Here is a 15870-nt window from a genome sequence, read left to right on the forward strand (position 1 = left end):
CGCGGTTCCCGGCCTCAAAGGCGCATTTTATCGTGTTCGCCGCGCCGCGTCGGTGCCGCTGCACGTCCGGCCGTCGTTCCATCGCGTGCTGCCGGCGCGCGCGGGCGGAGTGCTACGCTGTCGCGCTCCGTCTTCACGCATCCGCCGCCCATGGACCGCAAGCTGCTCGACATCCTCGTCTGCCCCGCCAGCCGCCAGCCGCTCGCCCTGCTCGACCGTGCCGGCCTCGACGCGCTGAACGCGGCGATCGCCGCCGGCGGCATCACGCGCGACGACGGCAGCGCGCAGGCCGAGGCCCTGCGCGAAGCGCTGGTCACACACGACCGCAAGCGGGTCTACCGCGTCGACGACGGCATCCCGGTGCTGCTGGTCGAAGAGGCCATCGCGACCGGCCAGGTCGCCGACTTCCCGAAGGCATGACCGCCGGCGACCGCTTCGTCGTGCCGCACGCGGCGGTCGCCGCGGACGTCGCCGCGGCCCTGACCGAGGACATCGGCAGCGGCGACGTCACGGCCGCGCTGTTGCCCGACGCCGCCGACATCGCCTATCTGCTGTGCAAGCAGGACGCCGTGGTCTGCGGCCGCCCGTGGTTCGACGCCTGCCACCGTGCGCTCGATCCCGACGTGCGCATCGACTGGCGTGTGAGCGAAGGCGACCGCGTCCCCGCCGGCACCGTGCTGGCCACGCTGCAGGGGCGCAGCCGGGCCCTGGTCAGCGCCGAGCGCGCGTCGCTGAACTTCATGCAGACGCTGAGTGCCACCGCGACGACTACCGCACGTCATGTCGATGCGGTTGCAGGCACCGGCACGCGCATCCTCGACACCCGCAAGACCCTGCCGGGCCTGCGCCAGGCGCAGAAGTACGCCGTGCGCGTGGGTGGGGGCCACAACCATCGCGTGGGCCTGTTCGATGCGGTGATGCTGAAGGAGAACCACGTGCGCGCCGCAGGCGGCATCGCCGCGGCGATCGCGCAGGCGCGTGCGCAGGCCCCGACCCTGCCCTTGATCGTGGAAGTGGAAACCCTCGACGAACTCCGTGAGGCATTGACCGCCGGCTGCACGCGGGTGCTGATCGACGACTTCGATGCCGGCACGCGCCGCGAGGCCGTGCGCATCGCCCGCGCCGCGCCGTTCGACGGCCGTGTTCCCCTGGAAGTGTCCGGCGGCGTCGATCTGGCCGGCCTGCGCGCGATCGCCGAAGACGGGGTGGACTGCATTTCGATCGGCGGCCTGACCAAGCACGTGCAGGCGATCGATCTGTCGCTGAAACTGGGTCCGCCGCCGGGCTGAGCCGCCCAGCCCGCAGTCCAGCCGTGCGGGCCGCCCTGTTCGATCGATGTCCCGTGCCCGGCGGGCCGGGCCTGCGACGAAGGCGCCATACTTGCCTGCCGCCCGCCTCGCCGCCACAGTTCGCCCATGCCCGACTTTCCGGCGATGATCTTCGTAATGCTGGCCGTGTTCGCGGCGTTCCAGTGGTGGAGCGCATCGCGCGCCGCCGCCGAACGGGCCGGGCAGCTCGGCCGCGAGGCCTGCGAACGCGCCGGCGTGCAGTGGCTCGACCAGGCGGTGCACGCGCATTCGATGCGCCTGCGCCGCGGCGACGACGGGCGCCTGCGGATCGAGCGCAGCTTCCGGTTCGAATATTCGGACGACGGCATCCAGCGGCACATCGGCCATCTGGTGCTGCGCGGCGAGCAGCTGGTCGCGTTCAGCGGTCCCGCGCGGCCGCAGGTCGTCTCACCGTACTAGCGCGCGGCGTAGACGCCGCGCCGGTATTGGCCGCGCCGCCGAGGGGCCTCGTCGAGAGGCGGCGCTCGGAGCCTCGCAGCGGTCCGGCGGTGACGCCGAGTGCAAACCGGCCAGCGCGGCCGTGCACGGGCCGCCCGCGGGTGGACCGACTCACCGCGCGCAGCGCCTCGACGTCCCGAACACCGCGGGACGCGGTGCGCGCCTACTTCACCACGCGCAGATGCGCGCGGCGCGGCTCGGGCGGTGGTTCGTCATCGGGCGGCCCATCCGGCCCGTCGCCATCGACCGCCTCCAGAGCGGGACGCGTGTCGGCGGACATCGCCTCGTCATCGTCGAGCGCATCGTCCGTGGACGTGCCGGCCATGTCGTCGGGCAACGCCATGCCCTGCCCCGTCTCGCGCGCGTAGATCGCGAGCACCGCGGCGATGGGCACGATCACCGACTGGCTCACCCCGCCGAAGCGTGCCGAGAACCGCACGCTGTCGTTATCCATGTCCAGCTTGGCAACCGCGCGATCGGCGATGTTGAGCACGATGCGCCCATCCTTGACCGCATGCGCGGGCACGCGCACGCCCGGCAGGCGGGCGTCGACGAGGATGTGCGGTGTCATGCCGTTGTCGGCAATCCATTCGTACAGCGCCCGCAGCAGATACGGGCGGTGGCTGGTCATCGCGGGCGATCGGTCCGTCATGCCGACAGTCTAACGATTCGTCGGCGATCCGGAATGCGCGGCGCGGCTCATTCGGGCAGCGGGCGCAGCGCGCGCTCCTGCGGAGTGAGGCTGCGCACGAAACCGGGACTGCGGAAGATCCGGTTGCCGTAATCGTCGATGGCCTTGGCGCCGTCCTTGGGCAGCGGAATCTCCAGGGCCTGCAGACGCCAGACGATCGGCGCCATCGCGCAATCGGCCAGGCTCATTTCGGGGTTGAGGAAGAACTTGCTGGCCTTGAACAGCGGCACCGATGCGGTCAGCAGTTCCTTGAGGCGCTTGCGTCCGGCCTCGGCCTGGGCCTTGTTGCCCATCTGGATCGCCTGCACCTGCGGTACCCAGTCGTGTTCGATCCGCAGCATCGCCAGGCGCAGTCGTGCGCGCGACAAGGGATCGACCGGCATCAGCGGCGGATGCGGGTAGCGTTCGTCGAGATACTCGCTGACGACGCTGGCCGCATAGAGCACCAGCTCGCGTTCGACCAGGGTCGGCACGGAGTGGTAGGGGTTGAGATCGATCAGGTCTTCGGACGGATTCTGCGGATCCACCACGACCATGTCGTAGGTCACGCCCTTCGCCGCGAGCACCAGGCGCGCACGGTGGCACAGCACATCATCGACCGAGGAAAACAGTGTCAGGACATTTCGCATGGAGGCACTCATGGCCGTCGTCGGCCTTCCGGAGGCTGGATCCGCCAGCCCCGTGACGCCGGCTGCCCCTCGCAGACGGTCGTCGCGGTCCCCGAGTCTCGCATTTCCCCGCCGCGTCGGGCAACGCGGCCCGGGCACCGTCCGGCCCCGGTCACAGGGCCGTTCGCGTCAGTGCACGTCGCGCCAGTATTCCTTCTTCAGCAGCCACGCCATGAACGTGAGGAAGGTGAGGAACAGCAGCACCCAGACGCCGAGCTGCTGGCGCTTGAGCGCGGCCGGCTCGCCGACGTACTCGAGGAAGGCGGTGATGTCGCGCACGGTCTGGTCGAACTGCTGGGCGTTCTGGCTTCCGGGGCTGCCGAGTTCCAGATGCGCGACCGTGGGCTCGCCGATCTCGTCGAGCTCGCCGTGTACCGCACGCTGCAGGCCCTGCATTTCCCACAGCGGATTGGGCATCGAGGCGTTGGGGAACAGCGTGTTGTTCCAGCCCAGCGGCCGCGTCTCGTCGAGATAGAACGACTTGAGATAGGTGAACACCCAGTCGCTGCCGCGCACGCGCGTGATCAGGCTCAGGTCCGGCGGAGTCTGCCCGAACCACTGCGCCGACTGTTCGGCCGGCATCGACGAGATGATGTGCTCGCCGAAGGCCGCGCCGGTGAGGTTGAGGTTGTTCATCACCTCGTCCTCGGTCAGGCCCAGATCCTCGGCCATGCGCGAGTAGCGCATGAACTTCAGCGAGTGGCAGCCCGCGCAGTAGTTCATGTACAGCTGGGCACCGCGTTGCAGCGACGCGCGGTCGCCGATGTCGGTGCCGGCCTGCTCCACCGGGCCACCGGCCGCGGCGAGCGCACCGAACGACAGCAGCAGGCCGGCAGCGGCGGTCGCGATGCGGGCGAAGAATCGGTCAGTCATGCAGCGTCACCCGGTCCGGCACGGCCTTGGTCCTGTCGAGCTTGGTCCACACCGGCATCGTGATGAAGAAAGCGAAATAGAGGAACGTCAGCACGCGGCCGATGACGGTTTCCGTTTCGTCCGTGCCCGGGCCGGCGCCGATCTTGCCCAGCCACACGAAGCACACCACCAGCACCGCCAGCATGATCTTGGTCAGCGGGCCGCGGTAGCGGTGCGAGCGCACCTTGCTGCGGTCGAGCCAGGGCACCAGGAACAGGATCGCGATCGCGCCGAACATCACGATCACGCCGCCGAGCTTGTCCGGCACCACGCGCAACATCGCGTAGTACGGCGTGTAGTACCAGACCGGCTTGATGTGCTCGGGCGTGACCAGGTGGTTGGCCGCGGTGAAGTTGTCGTGCTCGAGGAACCAGCCACCGAACGCCGGCGCGAAGAAGATGATGAAGGCCGCGATGATCAGGAAGAAGCAGACGTAGAACCCGTCCTTGACCGTGTAGTACGGATGGAACGGAATGCCGTCGGCCGGCGCGGTCTTCGACCAGCGGTTGCCCTTCGGCCCCTTCTTGATCTCGACGCCGTCGGGATTGTTCGAGCCCACCTCGTGCAGCGCGCCCAGATGCAGCACCACCAGCAGCAGCAGCACCAGCGGCAGCGCGATCACGTGCAGCGCGAAGAAGCGGTTGAGCGTGGCGTCGCTGGGCAGGTAGTCGCCCATGATCCATTCGGTCAGGCCGTTGCCGATCACCGGGATCGCGCCGAACAGCGAGATGATGACCTTCGCCCCCCAGAACGACATCTGGCCCCACGGCAGCACGTAGCCGAGGAAGGCTTCGGCCATCAGCACCAGATAGATCAGCATGCCGAGGATCCACACCAGCTCGCGCGGCTTCTTGTAGCTGCCGTACATCAGCCCGCGGAACATGTGGATGTAGACCACGATGAAGAACAGCGACGCACCGGTGGAGTGCATGTAGCGGATCAGCCAGCCCCACTCCACGTCGCGCATGATGTACTCGACCGAGGCGAAGGCGTCCGCCGCGCTCGGCTTGTAGTGCATCGTCAGGAAGATGCCGGTCAGGATCTGGTTGACCAGAACGACCAGCGACAGCACGCCGAAGATGTACCAGATGTTGAAGTTCTTCGGCGCGTAGTACTCGGTCATGTGCTTGCGGTACATCGGCATCAAGGCCGGTGCGCGCTCGGTGACCCAGTTGAAGACGCCGTTGGCGCCGCGGACGAGGACGTTGGCCATCAGGCGGCTCCCTCCGGATCGACGCCGATCACGATGGTGTCGTCGTCGGCGTAGTGGTGCGGCGGCACCAGCAGGTTCGTCGGCGCGGGCACGCCGTCATAGACGCGTCCGGCCATGTCGAACTTCGACTTGTGGCAGGGGCAGAAATAACCGCCCTTCCAGTTCGCATCGAACGGCGCGGGCCGGATCTCGGCCACCATTTCGGGTGAGCAGCCCAGGTGCGTGCACAGGCCGACCAGCACCGAGATATCGGATTTGATCGAGCGCAGCTCCGGGTTCGCCTCGAGCACATAGGCCGGCTGCTGGTCGACGTTCGTCGACTCGGGATCCTTGAGCTGGCTGTCGAGGGTGGGCAACGCCTCGAGAATCGCCTTGGAGCGCTTGACGATCCAGATCGGCTGGCCACGCCACTCGGCGATCAGGCGCTGGCCTTCCTCGAGTGCGCTGATGTCCACCGTCACCGGCGCGCCGGCGAGCCGGGCTCGCGCGCTGGGATTCCAGGACTTGATGAAGGGGATCGCGGTGATGCCCGCGCCCACAGCCCCGACCACAAGGGTGCTGGCCGTCAGAAACCGGCGCCGCCCTTCATTGACCGGGTCCTCTCCACCCCCAGGCCCGATCACCGCTTCGTCGCCCATCCGGTACTCCGCTCTTTTTTCGGTAGCTGTTCTGTACTGGCTGCCGCGGCCCGCCCCTCATCCCTCGGCCGGCCGCAAAAGACGCCCGAGTGTAACGGAAGGCTGAATCCAGCGACAATCGGTCGCGGGTAAGGGCTTGATCAACGGCTCGCGAGCTGGCCGCGATAGCGCTCGGCCAGCGTGCCGACGCGGACCACGTAGCGCTGGGTCTCGCTGTAGGGCGGCACGCCCTTGTGCCGGTCGACCGCGCCTTCCCCGGCGTTGTACCCGGCCGCGGCCAGCGTGAGATCGCCGTTGAAGCGCTTCAGCAGCCACGCCAGATACTCGACACCGCCGCGGATGTTCTGCTCGGGATCGTAGGCGTTGACCACGCCGAAGCGACGGGCGGTGGCGGGCATGAGCTGCATCAGGCCCTGGGCGCCGGCGCGCGAGAGCGCATTGGGATTGAAGGCCGACTCGGCGTGCATGATCGCGCGCACGATGGCCTCCTCGACCCCGAAATCGCGCGATGCCCGCGCGATTTCCGCCCGGTAGGCATCGTGGTTGAGCCGGATCGTGCCGAAATTGACACCCGGCGTGGCGCCGCAGGCGTAGCAGGTCTCGACGAAGCTGTAGGAAATCGTGCGCACAGCCGCCACCTGGGCGCTGCCGCTGGGCCGGCTGCTGGTGTAGTGGCGGACGCCGTCCTTGACGTAGGAATAGACCTGCCCCTGCTGCAGGCGCCGCTGGGGCTGGCCACTGCTCGCGCGCGACGCGGCCGGCGTCGGCGCCGCCCGCGCGGGGGTCGGTGCCGGATCGGGTGCGGTGGCCGGAGCGGATGCGGGGGTCGAGGCGATGCCCATGAACGTCGCAGGCGCCCCGCTGTCGATACCGGCGGGTGCACTGCGCGGCGCGCTCGAGGCTGTCGCCGGTGCCGGTGCCGGTGCCGGCACCGCGCGGCGCGGCGCGGCAGGCGCGGCACTCACCACGCGGCAGCTCGCACCGGCGACCCGCTTGCTGACGTACTGGGGAATACCGTCGCCGGTGTCGCAGCGATACAGAGTGCTGCCGGCAACCGGAAAGGCCGCCAGCAGACCGAGCGTCGCGATGAGTCCCCATCCCCGTTTCACGATGCGGAGTGTCCACACTTCCATCACGCTTGCCAAGTGGTTGATTGTGAACGCGCCCGGAGGCCGGGCGCCGCGCATCCCGGTACACTGCGCGCCCCGCCACCATCCGGCCCGGACTCAGCACCGCGCCCCCGGAACCGCCATGACCGAAACCGCCTCCCACGCCGGCGATGCGCCCGTCGCCGCGCCCGCCCCCGTCCCGCGCGGCAAGTTGTTCATCCAGACCCACGGATGCCAGATGAACGAGTACGACTCGGCCAAAATGGCCGACGTGCTCGCCGCCAGCGACGGCCTCGAGCTCACCGACAACGTCGAGGACGCCGACGTGGTGCTGGTCAACACCTGCTCGATCCGCGAGAAGGCGCAGGAAAAGGTCTTCAGCCAGCTCGGCCGCTGGAAGTCGCTGAAGAAGGACGGCAAGCCGGTGCTGATCGGCGTCGGCGGCTGCGTGGCGTCGCAGGAAGGCGAGGCCATCGTCAAGCGGGCGCCGTACGTGGACCTGGTGTTCGGTCCGCAGACCCTGCACCGCCTGCCCGAGCTGATCCGCGCCAAGCGCGAGACCGGTCTGCCCCAGGTCGACATCAGCTTCCCCGAGATCGAGAAGTTCGACCGCCTGCCCGAACCGCGCGCCGAAGGGCCGAGCGCGTTCGTGTCGATCATGGAGGGCTGCTCGAAGTACTGCTCGTTCTGCGTGGTGCCCTACACTCGCGGCGAGGAAGTCAGCCGGCCGTTCGAGGACGTGCTGGTCGAGGTGGTGCAGCTGGCCGGCCAGGGCGTACGCGAGATCAATCTGCTCGGCCAGAACGTCAACGCCTATCGCGGCCCGATGGGCGACGGCGAGGTCGCCGATCTGGGCCTGCTGATCCGCACCATCGCCGAGATCGACGGCATCGACCGCATCCGCTTCACCACCTCGCATCCGCTGGAGTTTTCGGACTCGCTGATCGAGGCCTACCGCGACGTGCCGCAGCTGGCGAACTATCTGCATCTGCCGGTGCAGGCCGGCAGCGATCGCATTCTGTCGGCGATGAAGCGCGGCTACACGGCGCTCGAGTTCAAGCAGAAGATCCGCAAGCTGCGTGCCGTGCGGCCGGACATCTCGATCAGTTCGGATTTCATCGTCGGCTTCCCCGGCGAGACCGAGGCCGATTTCGAAAAGACGATGAAGCTGATCGAGGATGTCGGCTTCGACCAGTCGTTCTCCTTCATCTATTCGCGGCGCCCGGGCACGCCGGCCTCGGATCTCGAGGACTCGGTGAGCCAGGACGAGAAACACGCCCGGCTCTCGCGCCTGCAGGCGCACATCAATGCGTATGCCGCGGGCATCTCCGAGCGCATGGTCGGCACGGTGCAGACGGTGCTGGTCGAGGGTCCGTCGCGCAAGGATCCGACCGAGCTCACCGGCAAGACCGAGAACATGCGCTCGGTGAACTTCCCCGCGCCGGCGCGGCTGATCGGGCAGTTCGTGGATGTCGAGATCACCGCCGCGCTCAGCAACTCGCTGCGCGGACGCATCGTGCTGCGCGACGGCGCCTGATCCGGACGCCCGCCCGGCCGCGGGCGTCATGCGGGCGCGATCCGGGCTGAATGCGTCCGCATGTCCGCTCAGGTGTGCGCCCGCCCTGCACATCCGGTACGCGCCCGCGCCGCTAGAATCCGCGCCATGACCGACCTGTACGAACGCAATTTTCTGCTCGAGCCCGCCGACACCGAGCGCCTCGCCAATCTCGCCGGGCCCTTCGACGGTCACCTGCGCCAGATCGAGCTGCGCCTGGGCGTGGAGATCGCCAATCGCGGCAATATCTTCCGGATCAACAGCCGCGACAAGGGGGCGCTGGACGACGCCGAGCGCCTGCTCAAGGCGCTGTATGCCGAGACCGCGACCGAAGTCTTCGACAGCCAGGCGATCGCGCTGCGCCTGAGCGCGGCGAACGTGGACAACGACGCCGACGACTACCTGCCGCAGGAGGTCGCGGTGCGGGTCAAGCGCGGCACCATCCGCGGCCGCGGGGCGAACCAGGCCAAATACCTGCATCGCATCACCGGGCACGACATCAACTTCGGCATCGGCCCGGCCGGCACCGGCAAGACCTTTCTGGCCGTGGCGATGGCGGTCGAGGCGCTCAACGAGGCCAAGGTGCAGCGCCTGATCCTGGTGCGCCCCGCGGTGGAGGCCGGCGAAAAGCTCGGCTTCCTGCCGGGCGATCTCACCCAGAAGGTGGACCCCTACCTGCGGCCGCTCTACGACGCGCTGTACGAGATGCTCGGCGTGGAAAAGGTCGCCAAGCTGCTGGAGCGCAACGTCATCGAGATCGCGCCGCTGGCCTATATGCGCGGCCGCACGCTCAACGACGCGTTCGTGATCCTCGATGAAGCCCAGAACACCACCATCGAGCAGATGAAGATGTTCCTCACCCGTCTCGGCTTCGGCAGCACCGCGGTGGTCACTGGCGATCTGACCCAGATCGATCTGCCCAAGCACGTGAAATCCGGGCTGAAGGACGCGATCGACGTGTTGCGCGAGGTCGACGGCGTGAGCTTCACCTTCTTCGAGGCGCGCGACGTCGTGCGCCATCCGCTGGTCGCCCGCATCGTCAGCGCCTACGAGCGTCGCGATGCCGCGGACGGCAGCCCCGCTTCGAGCCGCGACGCACGCTCATGACCCGGGGCCCGATCCATCTCGACATCGCCGTGGGCTACGCGACCGCGCGCAGGGGCGTGCCCGCGGCCGCGAGCTTCCGCCGCTGGGCCACCGCCGCACTGACCGGCCGGATCCGCGAGGCCGATCTCGCGATCCGCATCGTCGGCGAGGACGAGGGACAGGCGCTCAACCGCCATTACCGCGGCAAGGACTACGCCACCAACGTCCTCAGTTTTCCCGCCGAACTGCCCGAGGGGCTGCCGGAGGGCGTGCGTCTTCCACTGCTCGGTGACCTCGTGATCTGTGCGCCGGTGGTCGCGCGCGAGGCCGGCGAACAGGGCAAGGCGCTGAACGCCCATTACGCGCACCTCACCGTCCACGGCGTACTGCATCTGCTGGGCTGGGACCACGAGAACACGGCCGAAGCCGAGGCCATGGAGCAGCTCGAGCGCGAGATTCTGGCCGAGCTCGGTGTCGCCGATCCCTACGCCGGCGAGCTGCGCTGACGGCCCGTCCGACCCATCCTGCTAGACTGACCCCGCGTCCATCCGGACGCATGCAGAACGAACGACCGCACCATGTCCGAGGACGACAGTCGACCCTCCCCCGGTTCCGAACCCCATGAACGCCGACGCGGCTGGCTCGAGCGCCTGAGCTCGGCGATCTCCGGCGAGCCCAGCACCCGCGACGACCTCGTCGAGCTGCTGCGCGACACCCACGCCGACGGCCTGATCGATGCCGACACGCTGCGCATGCTCGAAGGCGCACTGGGCATCTCCACCAAGACGGTCGGCGACATCATGATTCCGCGCGCGCAGATGGTCGCGCTGCCGGCCGATGCGCCGTTCCTCGACCTGATGCGCCAGGTGGTCGAATCCGGCCACTCGCGGTTTCCGGTACACGGCGACGACAAGGACGAGATCCTCGGCATCCTGCTCGCCAAGGACCTGCTGCGCGGCGTGGTCGCCGACAACGGGCCGGGCACCATCCACGAACTGCTGCGCCCGGCCGTGCTGATTCCCGGCTCGAAGAAGCTCAACGTGCTGCTGCGCGAGTTCCGCCAGTCGCGCAATCACATGGCGATCGTCATCGACGAGTACGGCGGCGTGGCGGGCCTGTTGACGATCGAGGATGTGCTCGAGGAGATCGTCGGCGAGATCGACGACGAGCACGACGACGCCGAGGACCCGAACGCACTGATCGCCGCGCAGGCCGACGGCCAGTTCGCGGTCAGCGCGCTGACGCCGATCGAGGATTTCAACGAACGCTTCGGTGCCGATTTCGACGACGACGAGTACGACACGATCGGCGGCGTGATCATCGGCGCGATCGGGCACCTGCCCGAGGTCGGCGAAGAGCTCACGCTCGGCCGGTTCGCGTTCCGGGTCACCGATGCCGACTCGCGGCGCCTGCATGCGCTGCACGTCAGCGTGCATGCCGAAGACTGACGCGCGCAGCCCGGCGCGCATGATCACGCGCCTGTGTGCGTTGCTGCTGTGCCTTTGCCTGTGGCCGTTGACCGGCGCGGCGCAGACGCCGGCGCGCGACGACGTGCCGCAGATCGGCGTGGCCACGATGCAGCCCGGCGACGTGTTCTTCGAGCGCTTCGGTCACAACGCGCTGATCGTCGACGATCCGGCCGAACCGGAGCCGCTGTCGTACAACTTCGGCTTCTTCGATCCCAGCGAGCCGGACTTCATGTCCCGCTTCATCCGTGGCGACATGCGTTACATGCTCGCCGCGCTGCCGTTCGCGGATGACCTGGCCTACTACCGCGACGTCGGCCGCGGGGTCTCGATCCAGTGGCTCGATCTCGATCCGGCCCAGGCGCGCGCGCTGGCCGCGGCGCTGGCCGAGAACGCCAAGCCCGAGCACGCGCACTACCGCTACGACTACTTCACCGACAACTGCTCCACCCGCGTACGCGACGCCATCGACCGCGCGCTCGGTGGCGCGCTGCGCGGCCAGCTCCAGGGCCGCTCGCGCGGCAACAGTTACCGCGGTGACGCCGTGCGCCTCGCCTCGCCGGCGCCGTGGATGTGGATCGGCTTCGACATCGGTCTCGGCCCGGCCGCGGACCGGCCCAATTCGATCTGGGACGACACCTTCGTGCCGATGCGCCTGGCCGACGCGCTGCGCGAGGCACGCAACGTCGACGGCCGTCCACTGGTGTCCAGCGAACAGGTCATCGTGCCGCACACCCAGGCGCCGGAGCCGGCGGAACGGCCGCGTCTGCTGTGGCCGTGGCTGGCGGCCGGCGCGGTGCTGGGCCTCGGAATCCTGGTCGCCGGACGCGTCGCGCCACGCGCGCTGGCGGCCGCGGCGCTGCCGGTCTGGACGGCGTGTGCGCTGCTCGGCGGGGTGATGCTGTTCCTGTGGCTGGGCACCGCGCACGGCTTCGCCTGGCGCAACCAGAACCTGCTGCTGTTCAACCCGCTGTGCGCGCTGTTGTTGCCCGGCGGCTGGCGGATCGTTCGCGGTCGCGCGCCGGGGCGCATGTTCGCGTGGACGCTCGCCGCCGTCGTGCTGTGCGGGGTGGTCGCGGTGTTCCTGCATTGGCTGCCTGTGCTGCCGCAGCGCAACGCGGCTTGGCTGTCGCTGCTGATGCCGGTGCACGTGGCGCTGCTCGTCGCGCTGCGCGAGCGCCGCACCGCGTAGGCGGGCGCTCGCGCGCGAAAGCCCGAGCCGATCTCGCCGTCGCATCCGGTCGTTTTCGTCCCTCACCTTCCACGTGGCCGGCAGCGACCAGCACCGCGAACCGCCCGCGCCTGCGCGGCCTCTGTATCCGCGTGTTCTGCGCGCAGGCGCGCTCCCGAAGGAGCAGCTCGGGCGTGCATACGTATGCAGCCGAACCTCGCGGGATCCGCGTGCCAGACTCCGACGACTCCACGACCGACCGCGCCTGGGAGGGTGCCGCACGATGTCGAACCGTCTCGCCGGATTGCTGGCGGCGCTGTTGCCGCTCGCCGCCTTCGCCGCCTCCGCCGCCGAGCCGCGTAGCAGCGCGCGCATCGCCTCGCCGGATGCCCGCATCACCGTCGACGTCACCACCGACAACGAGGGGCGCGCCAGCTACGCCGTGAGCCGCGACGGGCGTCCGGTCATCGCGCCGTCGCGGCTGGGCCTGATGTTCACCGACGTCCCCAAACTCGAGCGCAATCTCGCGATCACCGCGCAGCGCAGCCGCACACACGACGAACGCTGGGAGCAGCCCTGGGGCGAGCGCCGGCGCATGCGCGACCACCACAACGAACTGCGCGTCACGCTGGCCGAGACCACGGGCTCCAAGCGCCGCTTCGACGTGGTGTTCCGGGTGTTCGATGACGGCATCGGCTTCCGCTACGACATTCCGGGACAGGCCGGGCTCGAGCGTCTGTCGATCGCCGAGGAACTGACCGAGTTCGACATCGCCGACCCGGCCACTGCCTGGTGGATTCCCGCCTTCGAATGGAACCGCGAGGAGTACATCTACCATCGCACGCCGGTCGAGGAGGTGGGGCTGGCGCAGACGCCGATCACGTTGCGGACCAATGACGGTCTGCATCTGGCGATCCACGAGGCGGCGCTGGTCGACTATTCGGGCATGAACCTCACGCGCGCCGAGGGCCGACGCTTCAAGGCCGCACTGACGCCGGGCACCGGCGCGGCGAAGGTCGACGTCGCCGCACCGTTCGCCACGCCCTGGCGCACGATCCAGATCAGCGAGCGCGCCGGCGGGCTGGTCGAATCGCAGCTGATCCTCAACCTCAACGCACCCAATGCGCTCGGTGACGTGTCTTGGGTGCGGCCGATGAAGTACGTCGGCATCTGGTGGGAGATGCACCTCGACCGCAAGACCTGGGCCTCGGGGTCCAAGCACGGCGCCACGACGGCGCATGCGATCCGGCACATCGACTTCGCCGCCGAGAACGGCTTCGGCGGCGTGCTGGTGGAAGGCTGGAACGTCGGCTGGGACGGCGACTGGTTCGGCAACGGCGAGACTTTCAGCTTCACCCGGCCCTACCCCGACTTCGACCTCGAGGCGGTGACCCGCCATGCGCGCGAGAAGGGCGTGACCCTGATCGGCCATCACGAGACGTCGGGCCACGCCGCGCATTACGAAGCGCAGCTCGACGATGCGATGGCGTTGTACGGTCGCCTCGGCGTGCAGGCGGTCAAGACCGGCTACGTCGCCGATGCGGGCCAGGCCAAGGTGCGCGGCGACGACGGCGCGCTTCGTTACGCCTGGCACGAAGGCCAGGCGATGGTGCGCCACCACCAGCGCGTGGTCGAGGCTGCGGCGGCGCAGCGTATCAGCGTCAATCCGCACGAGCCGGTCAAGGACACGGGCCTGCGCCGCACCTATCCCAATCTCGTCACCCGCGAGGGTGCACGCGGCATGGAATACAACGCCTGGGGCCAGCCGGGCAATCCGCCCGAGCACGAAGCCACCCTGGTCTACACGCGTCTGCTCGCCGGGCCGATGGATTTCACCCCCGGCATCTTCGGCATGGACACCAAATCCGGCGCGCCGATGGCGACCACCCTGGCCAAGCAGCTGGCGCTGTACGTGGTGATCTACAGTCCGTTGCAGATGGCCGCGGATCTGCTCGAGCACTACGAATCGCGCCCCGAGGCATTCCGGTTCGTCCGCGACGTGCCGGTGGACTGGGAGGAGACGCGGGCGCTCGACGGCGCGGTCGGCGAGTACGCGGTGATCGCGCGCCGCGAGCGGGGCGGCGACGACTGGTATCTGGGCGCGGTGACCGACGACAGCGCGCGCACCGTCGCGGTACCACTGGATTTCCTCGAGCCGGGCCGTCGCTACACCGCGCAGATCTACCGCGACGGCGACGGCGCAGGCTGGCGCGCGGATGCACATGCGATCGCGATCGAGACGCGCGAGGTCGGTGCCGGCGACACCGTGTCGATCGTGATGGCCTCGGGCGGTGGACAGGCGATCCGGTTCGTCGCGCACTGACCCGCGGCCCGCGCCGGCGGGCGCGCGGTGTCGCCCCAGAGGCGCGACGGCGCGCAGCTGCGCGCCCGCATGCAGCCCGCGCTTGTCCGCGCGCGCCGCCTGACGGACGATGGCGCGATGCCGCCCTCGACCCTGCCCGCCCCGTCCGCTCCCAACCCGGCCTGCGTGGTCAATTGCGCGCTCTACGGCCCGGGCGGCAAGCGTGACATCCTGCTCGACGACATCAGCGACGTGCTCGCCGTCGACGACGGCAGCTTCGTGTGGATCGGGCTGTTCGAGCCGGACCGCCAGGTGCTCGCGGTGCTGCAGGCCGAATTCGGCCTGCACGATCTTGCGATCGAGGACGCCGGCAAGGCCCATCAGCGCCCCAAGATCGAGGCCTACGGCGACTCGCTGTTCATCGTGGCGAACACCGCCCAGGCGATCGACGAGCGCATCGCCTACGGCGAAACCCACGTGTTTCTCGGCCCGCGGTATCTGGTGACCGTGCGCCACGGCGCCTCACTCTCCTACGCGCCCGCCCGCCAGCGCATCGAGCGCGAACCCGAGCTGCTGGCACTGGGTCCGTCGGCGGCGCTGTACGCGGTGCTCGACGCGATCGTCGACAACTACCTGCCGATCGTCGACGACTTCAAGGCGACGCTCAACGCGCTGGAAGCGGAGATCGTCAGCGAACAGTTCCACCGCGGCATCGTCATCCGGCTCTACCAGCTCAAGCGCGAACTGACCTACATGCGCGTCGCGGTGACACCGCTGCAGGACGTGCTCTCGCAGCTCGTGCGCAGCAGCAGCCCGCTGATCCCGCCCGACGCGCGGCTCTACATCCGCGATGTACTCGACCACTCGGTGCGCATCAACGAAACCATCGACGCGATCCGCGACATGCTCGGCACCGCGCTGGGCGTGAACCAGGCGCTGGTGACGCTGACCCAGGGCGAGATCGTGAAGAAGCTGGGCGCCTGGGCCGCGCTGCTCGCCGCCCCCACGCTGATCACCAGCTGGTACGGCATGAACTTCCACAACATGCCCGAGCTCGACGACCGGTACGCCTACCCGCTGCTGATCGGCAGCGTGGGCGTGGTGGTGATCGTGCTCTATCGGATGTTCAAGAAGGCGCGCTGGCTGTAGCCGCGATCCGGTGCACGGCGCGCGTGCGCGTGCAGCGTGGCCGGGTTCCGATGCCCGCCGCGCCCCGCGCCCGTTCCAGCCCGCCACGCGGTCGTGTGCCTGGTTGCAGGCGCGCACCGACGC

At 69.1% G+C, this 15870-nt stretch carries 16 protein-coding genes; 10 read left to right on the top strand and 6 right to left on the bottom strand.

The features are described from left to right. The first annotated feature begins 150 nt into the window (after positions 1–150). The 3 genes from PQS31_RS03495 (at position 151) to PQS31_RS03505 (ending at position 1748) form a co-directional block, all read left to right on the top strand. Positions 151–420 (top strand): Trm112 family protein, encoded by a 270-nt coding sequence (locus tag PQS31_RS03495; protein WP_272761278.1) that lies wholly within the window; start codon positions 151–153, stop codon positions 418–420. Beyond that, positions 417–1289: a carboxylating nicotinate-nucleotide diphosphorylase gene (gene nadC, locus PQS31_RS03500; protein WP_272761279.1), complete on the top strand. Its 873-nt coding sequence runs from the start codon at positions 417–419 to the stop codon at positions 1287–1289. Before PQS31_RS03495 ends, nadC begins: the two co-directional genes overlap by 4 nt. A 126-nt stretch (positions 1290–1415) precedes the next feature. Beyond that, a complete protein-coding gene (locus PQS31_RS03505) occupies positions 1416–1748 on the top strand; it encodes a DUF3301 domain-containing protein (RefSeq protein ID WP_272761280.1) in 333 nt (110 codons plus the stop codon). Between the two features lie 202 nt (positions 1749–1950). On the opposite strand, the gene PQS31_RS03510 is transcribed toward PQS31_RS03505, so the two are convergent. From PQS31_RS03510 to PQS31_RS03535, 6 genes are all read right to left on the bottom strand, one after another. Then, on the bottom strand, positions 1951–2439 hold the full coding sequence (locus PQS31_RS03510; RefSeq protein ID WP_272761281.1) for a ClpXP protease specificity-enhancing factor: 489 nt from the start codon (positions 2437–2439) through the stop codon (positions 1951–1953). Between the two features lie 47 nt (positions 2440–2486). Next, positions 2487–3107, bottom strand: a complete 621-nt coding sequence (locus tag PQS31_RS03515; RefSeq protein ID WP_272761282.1) for a glutathione S-transferase N-terminal domain-containing protein — start codon at positions 3105–3107, stop codon at positions 2487–2489. Between the two features lie 168 nt (positions 3108–3275). Further along, positions 3276–4019: a cytochrome c1 gene (locus tag PQS31_RS03520; protein WP_272761283.1), complete on the bottom strand. Its 744-nt coding sequence runs from the start codon at positions 4017–4019 to the stop codon at positions 3276–3278. Continuing rightward, the gene (locus PQS31_RS03525) at positions 4012–5271 is read right to left on the bottom strand and encodes a cytochrome bc complex cytochrome b subunit (RefSeq protein ID WP_272761284.1); all 1260 of its coding nucleotides are present in this window, start codon (positions 5269–5271) and stop codon (positions 4012–4014) included. The genes PQS31_RS03520 and PQS31_RS03525 overlap by 8 nt, the downstream gene beginning before the upstream one ends. Beyond that, positions 5271–5909, bottom strand: a complete 639-nt coding sequence (gene petA / locus PQS31_RS03530) for a ubiquinol-cytochrome c reductase iron-sulfur subunit (RefSeq protein WP_272761285.1) — start codon at positions 5907–5909, stop codon at positions 5271–5273. The genes PQS31_RS03525 and petA overlap by 1 nt, the downstream gene beginning before the upstream one ends. Positions 5910–6049: 140 nt before the next feature. Beyond that, a complete protein-coding gene (locus PQS31_RS03535; RefSeq protein WP_272761286.1) occupies positions 6050–7042 on the bottom strand; it encodes a lytic transglycosylase domain-containing protein in 993 nt (330 codons plus the stop codon). Positions 7043–7160: 118 nt separating this feature from the next. Between PQS31_RS03535 and miaB the strand changes: the two genes are divergently transcribed. The 7 genes from miaB (at position 7161) to PQS31_RS03570 (ending at position 15747) form a co-directional block, all read left to right on the top strand. Further along, positions 7161–8555: a tRNA (N6-isopentenyl adenosine(37)-C2)-methylthiotransferase MiaB gene (gene miaB / locus PQS31_RS03540; RefSeq protein WP_272761287.1), complete on the top strand. Its 1395-nt coding sequence runs from the start codon at positions 7161–7163 to the stop codon at positions 8553–8555. A 126-nt stretch (positions 8556–8681) separates the two neighbouring features. Next, positions 8682–9680: a PhoH family protein gene (locus tag PQS31_RS03545; RefSeq protein ID WP_272761288.1), complete on the top strand. Its 999-nt coding sequence runs from the start codon at positions 8682–8684 to the stop codon at positions 9678–9680. After that, positions 9677–10165, top strand: coding sequence for an rRNA maturation RNase YbeY (gene ybeY, locus PQS31_RS03550; RefSeq protein ID WP_272761289.1), 489 nt, complete (start codon positions 9677–9679; stop codon positions 10163–10165). The genes PQS31_RS03545 and ybeY overlap by 4 nt, the downstream gene beginning before the upstream one ends. A gap of 72 nt (positions 10166–10237) precedes the next feature. Beyond that, positions 10238–11107: a transporter associated domain-containing protein gene (locus PQS31_RS03555; protein ID WP_272761290.1), complete on the top strand. Its 870-nt coding sequence runs from the start codon at positions 10238–10240 to the stop codon at positions 11105–11107. After that, complete coding sequence (locus PQS31_RS03560; RefSeq protein ID WP_272761291.1) at positions 11094–12317, top strand: DUF4105 domain-containing protein; 1224 nt, start codon at positions 11094–11096, stop codon at positions 12315–12317. Before PQS31_RS03555 ends, PQS31_RS03560 begins: the two co-directional genes overlap by 14 nt. Positions 12318–12579: 262 nt before the next feature. Continuing rightward, positions 12580–14619 carry a glycoside hydrolase family 97 protein gene (locus tag PQS31_RS03565; RefSeq protein ID WP_272761292.1) on the top strand — a complete coding sequence of 680 codons (2040 nt, stop codon included), beginning with the start codon at positions 12580–12582 and terminating at the stop codon, positions 14617–14619. Positions 14620–14736: 117 nt separating this feature from the next. Beyond that, entirely contained in the window at positions 14737–15747 is a 1011-nt protein-coding gene (locus PQS31_RS03570) for a magnesium and cobalt transport protein CorA (protein WP_272761293.1), read from the top strand. Positions 15748–15870: the final 123 nt, after the last annotated feature.

The sequence above is a fragment of the Luteimonas sp. BLCC-B24 genome, assembly GCF_028550595.1.
Lineage (GTDB): Bacteria > Pseudomonadota > Gammaproteobacteria > Xanthomonadales > Xanthomonadaceae > Luteimonas.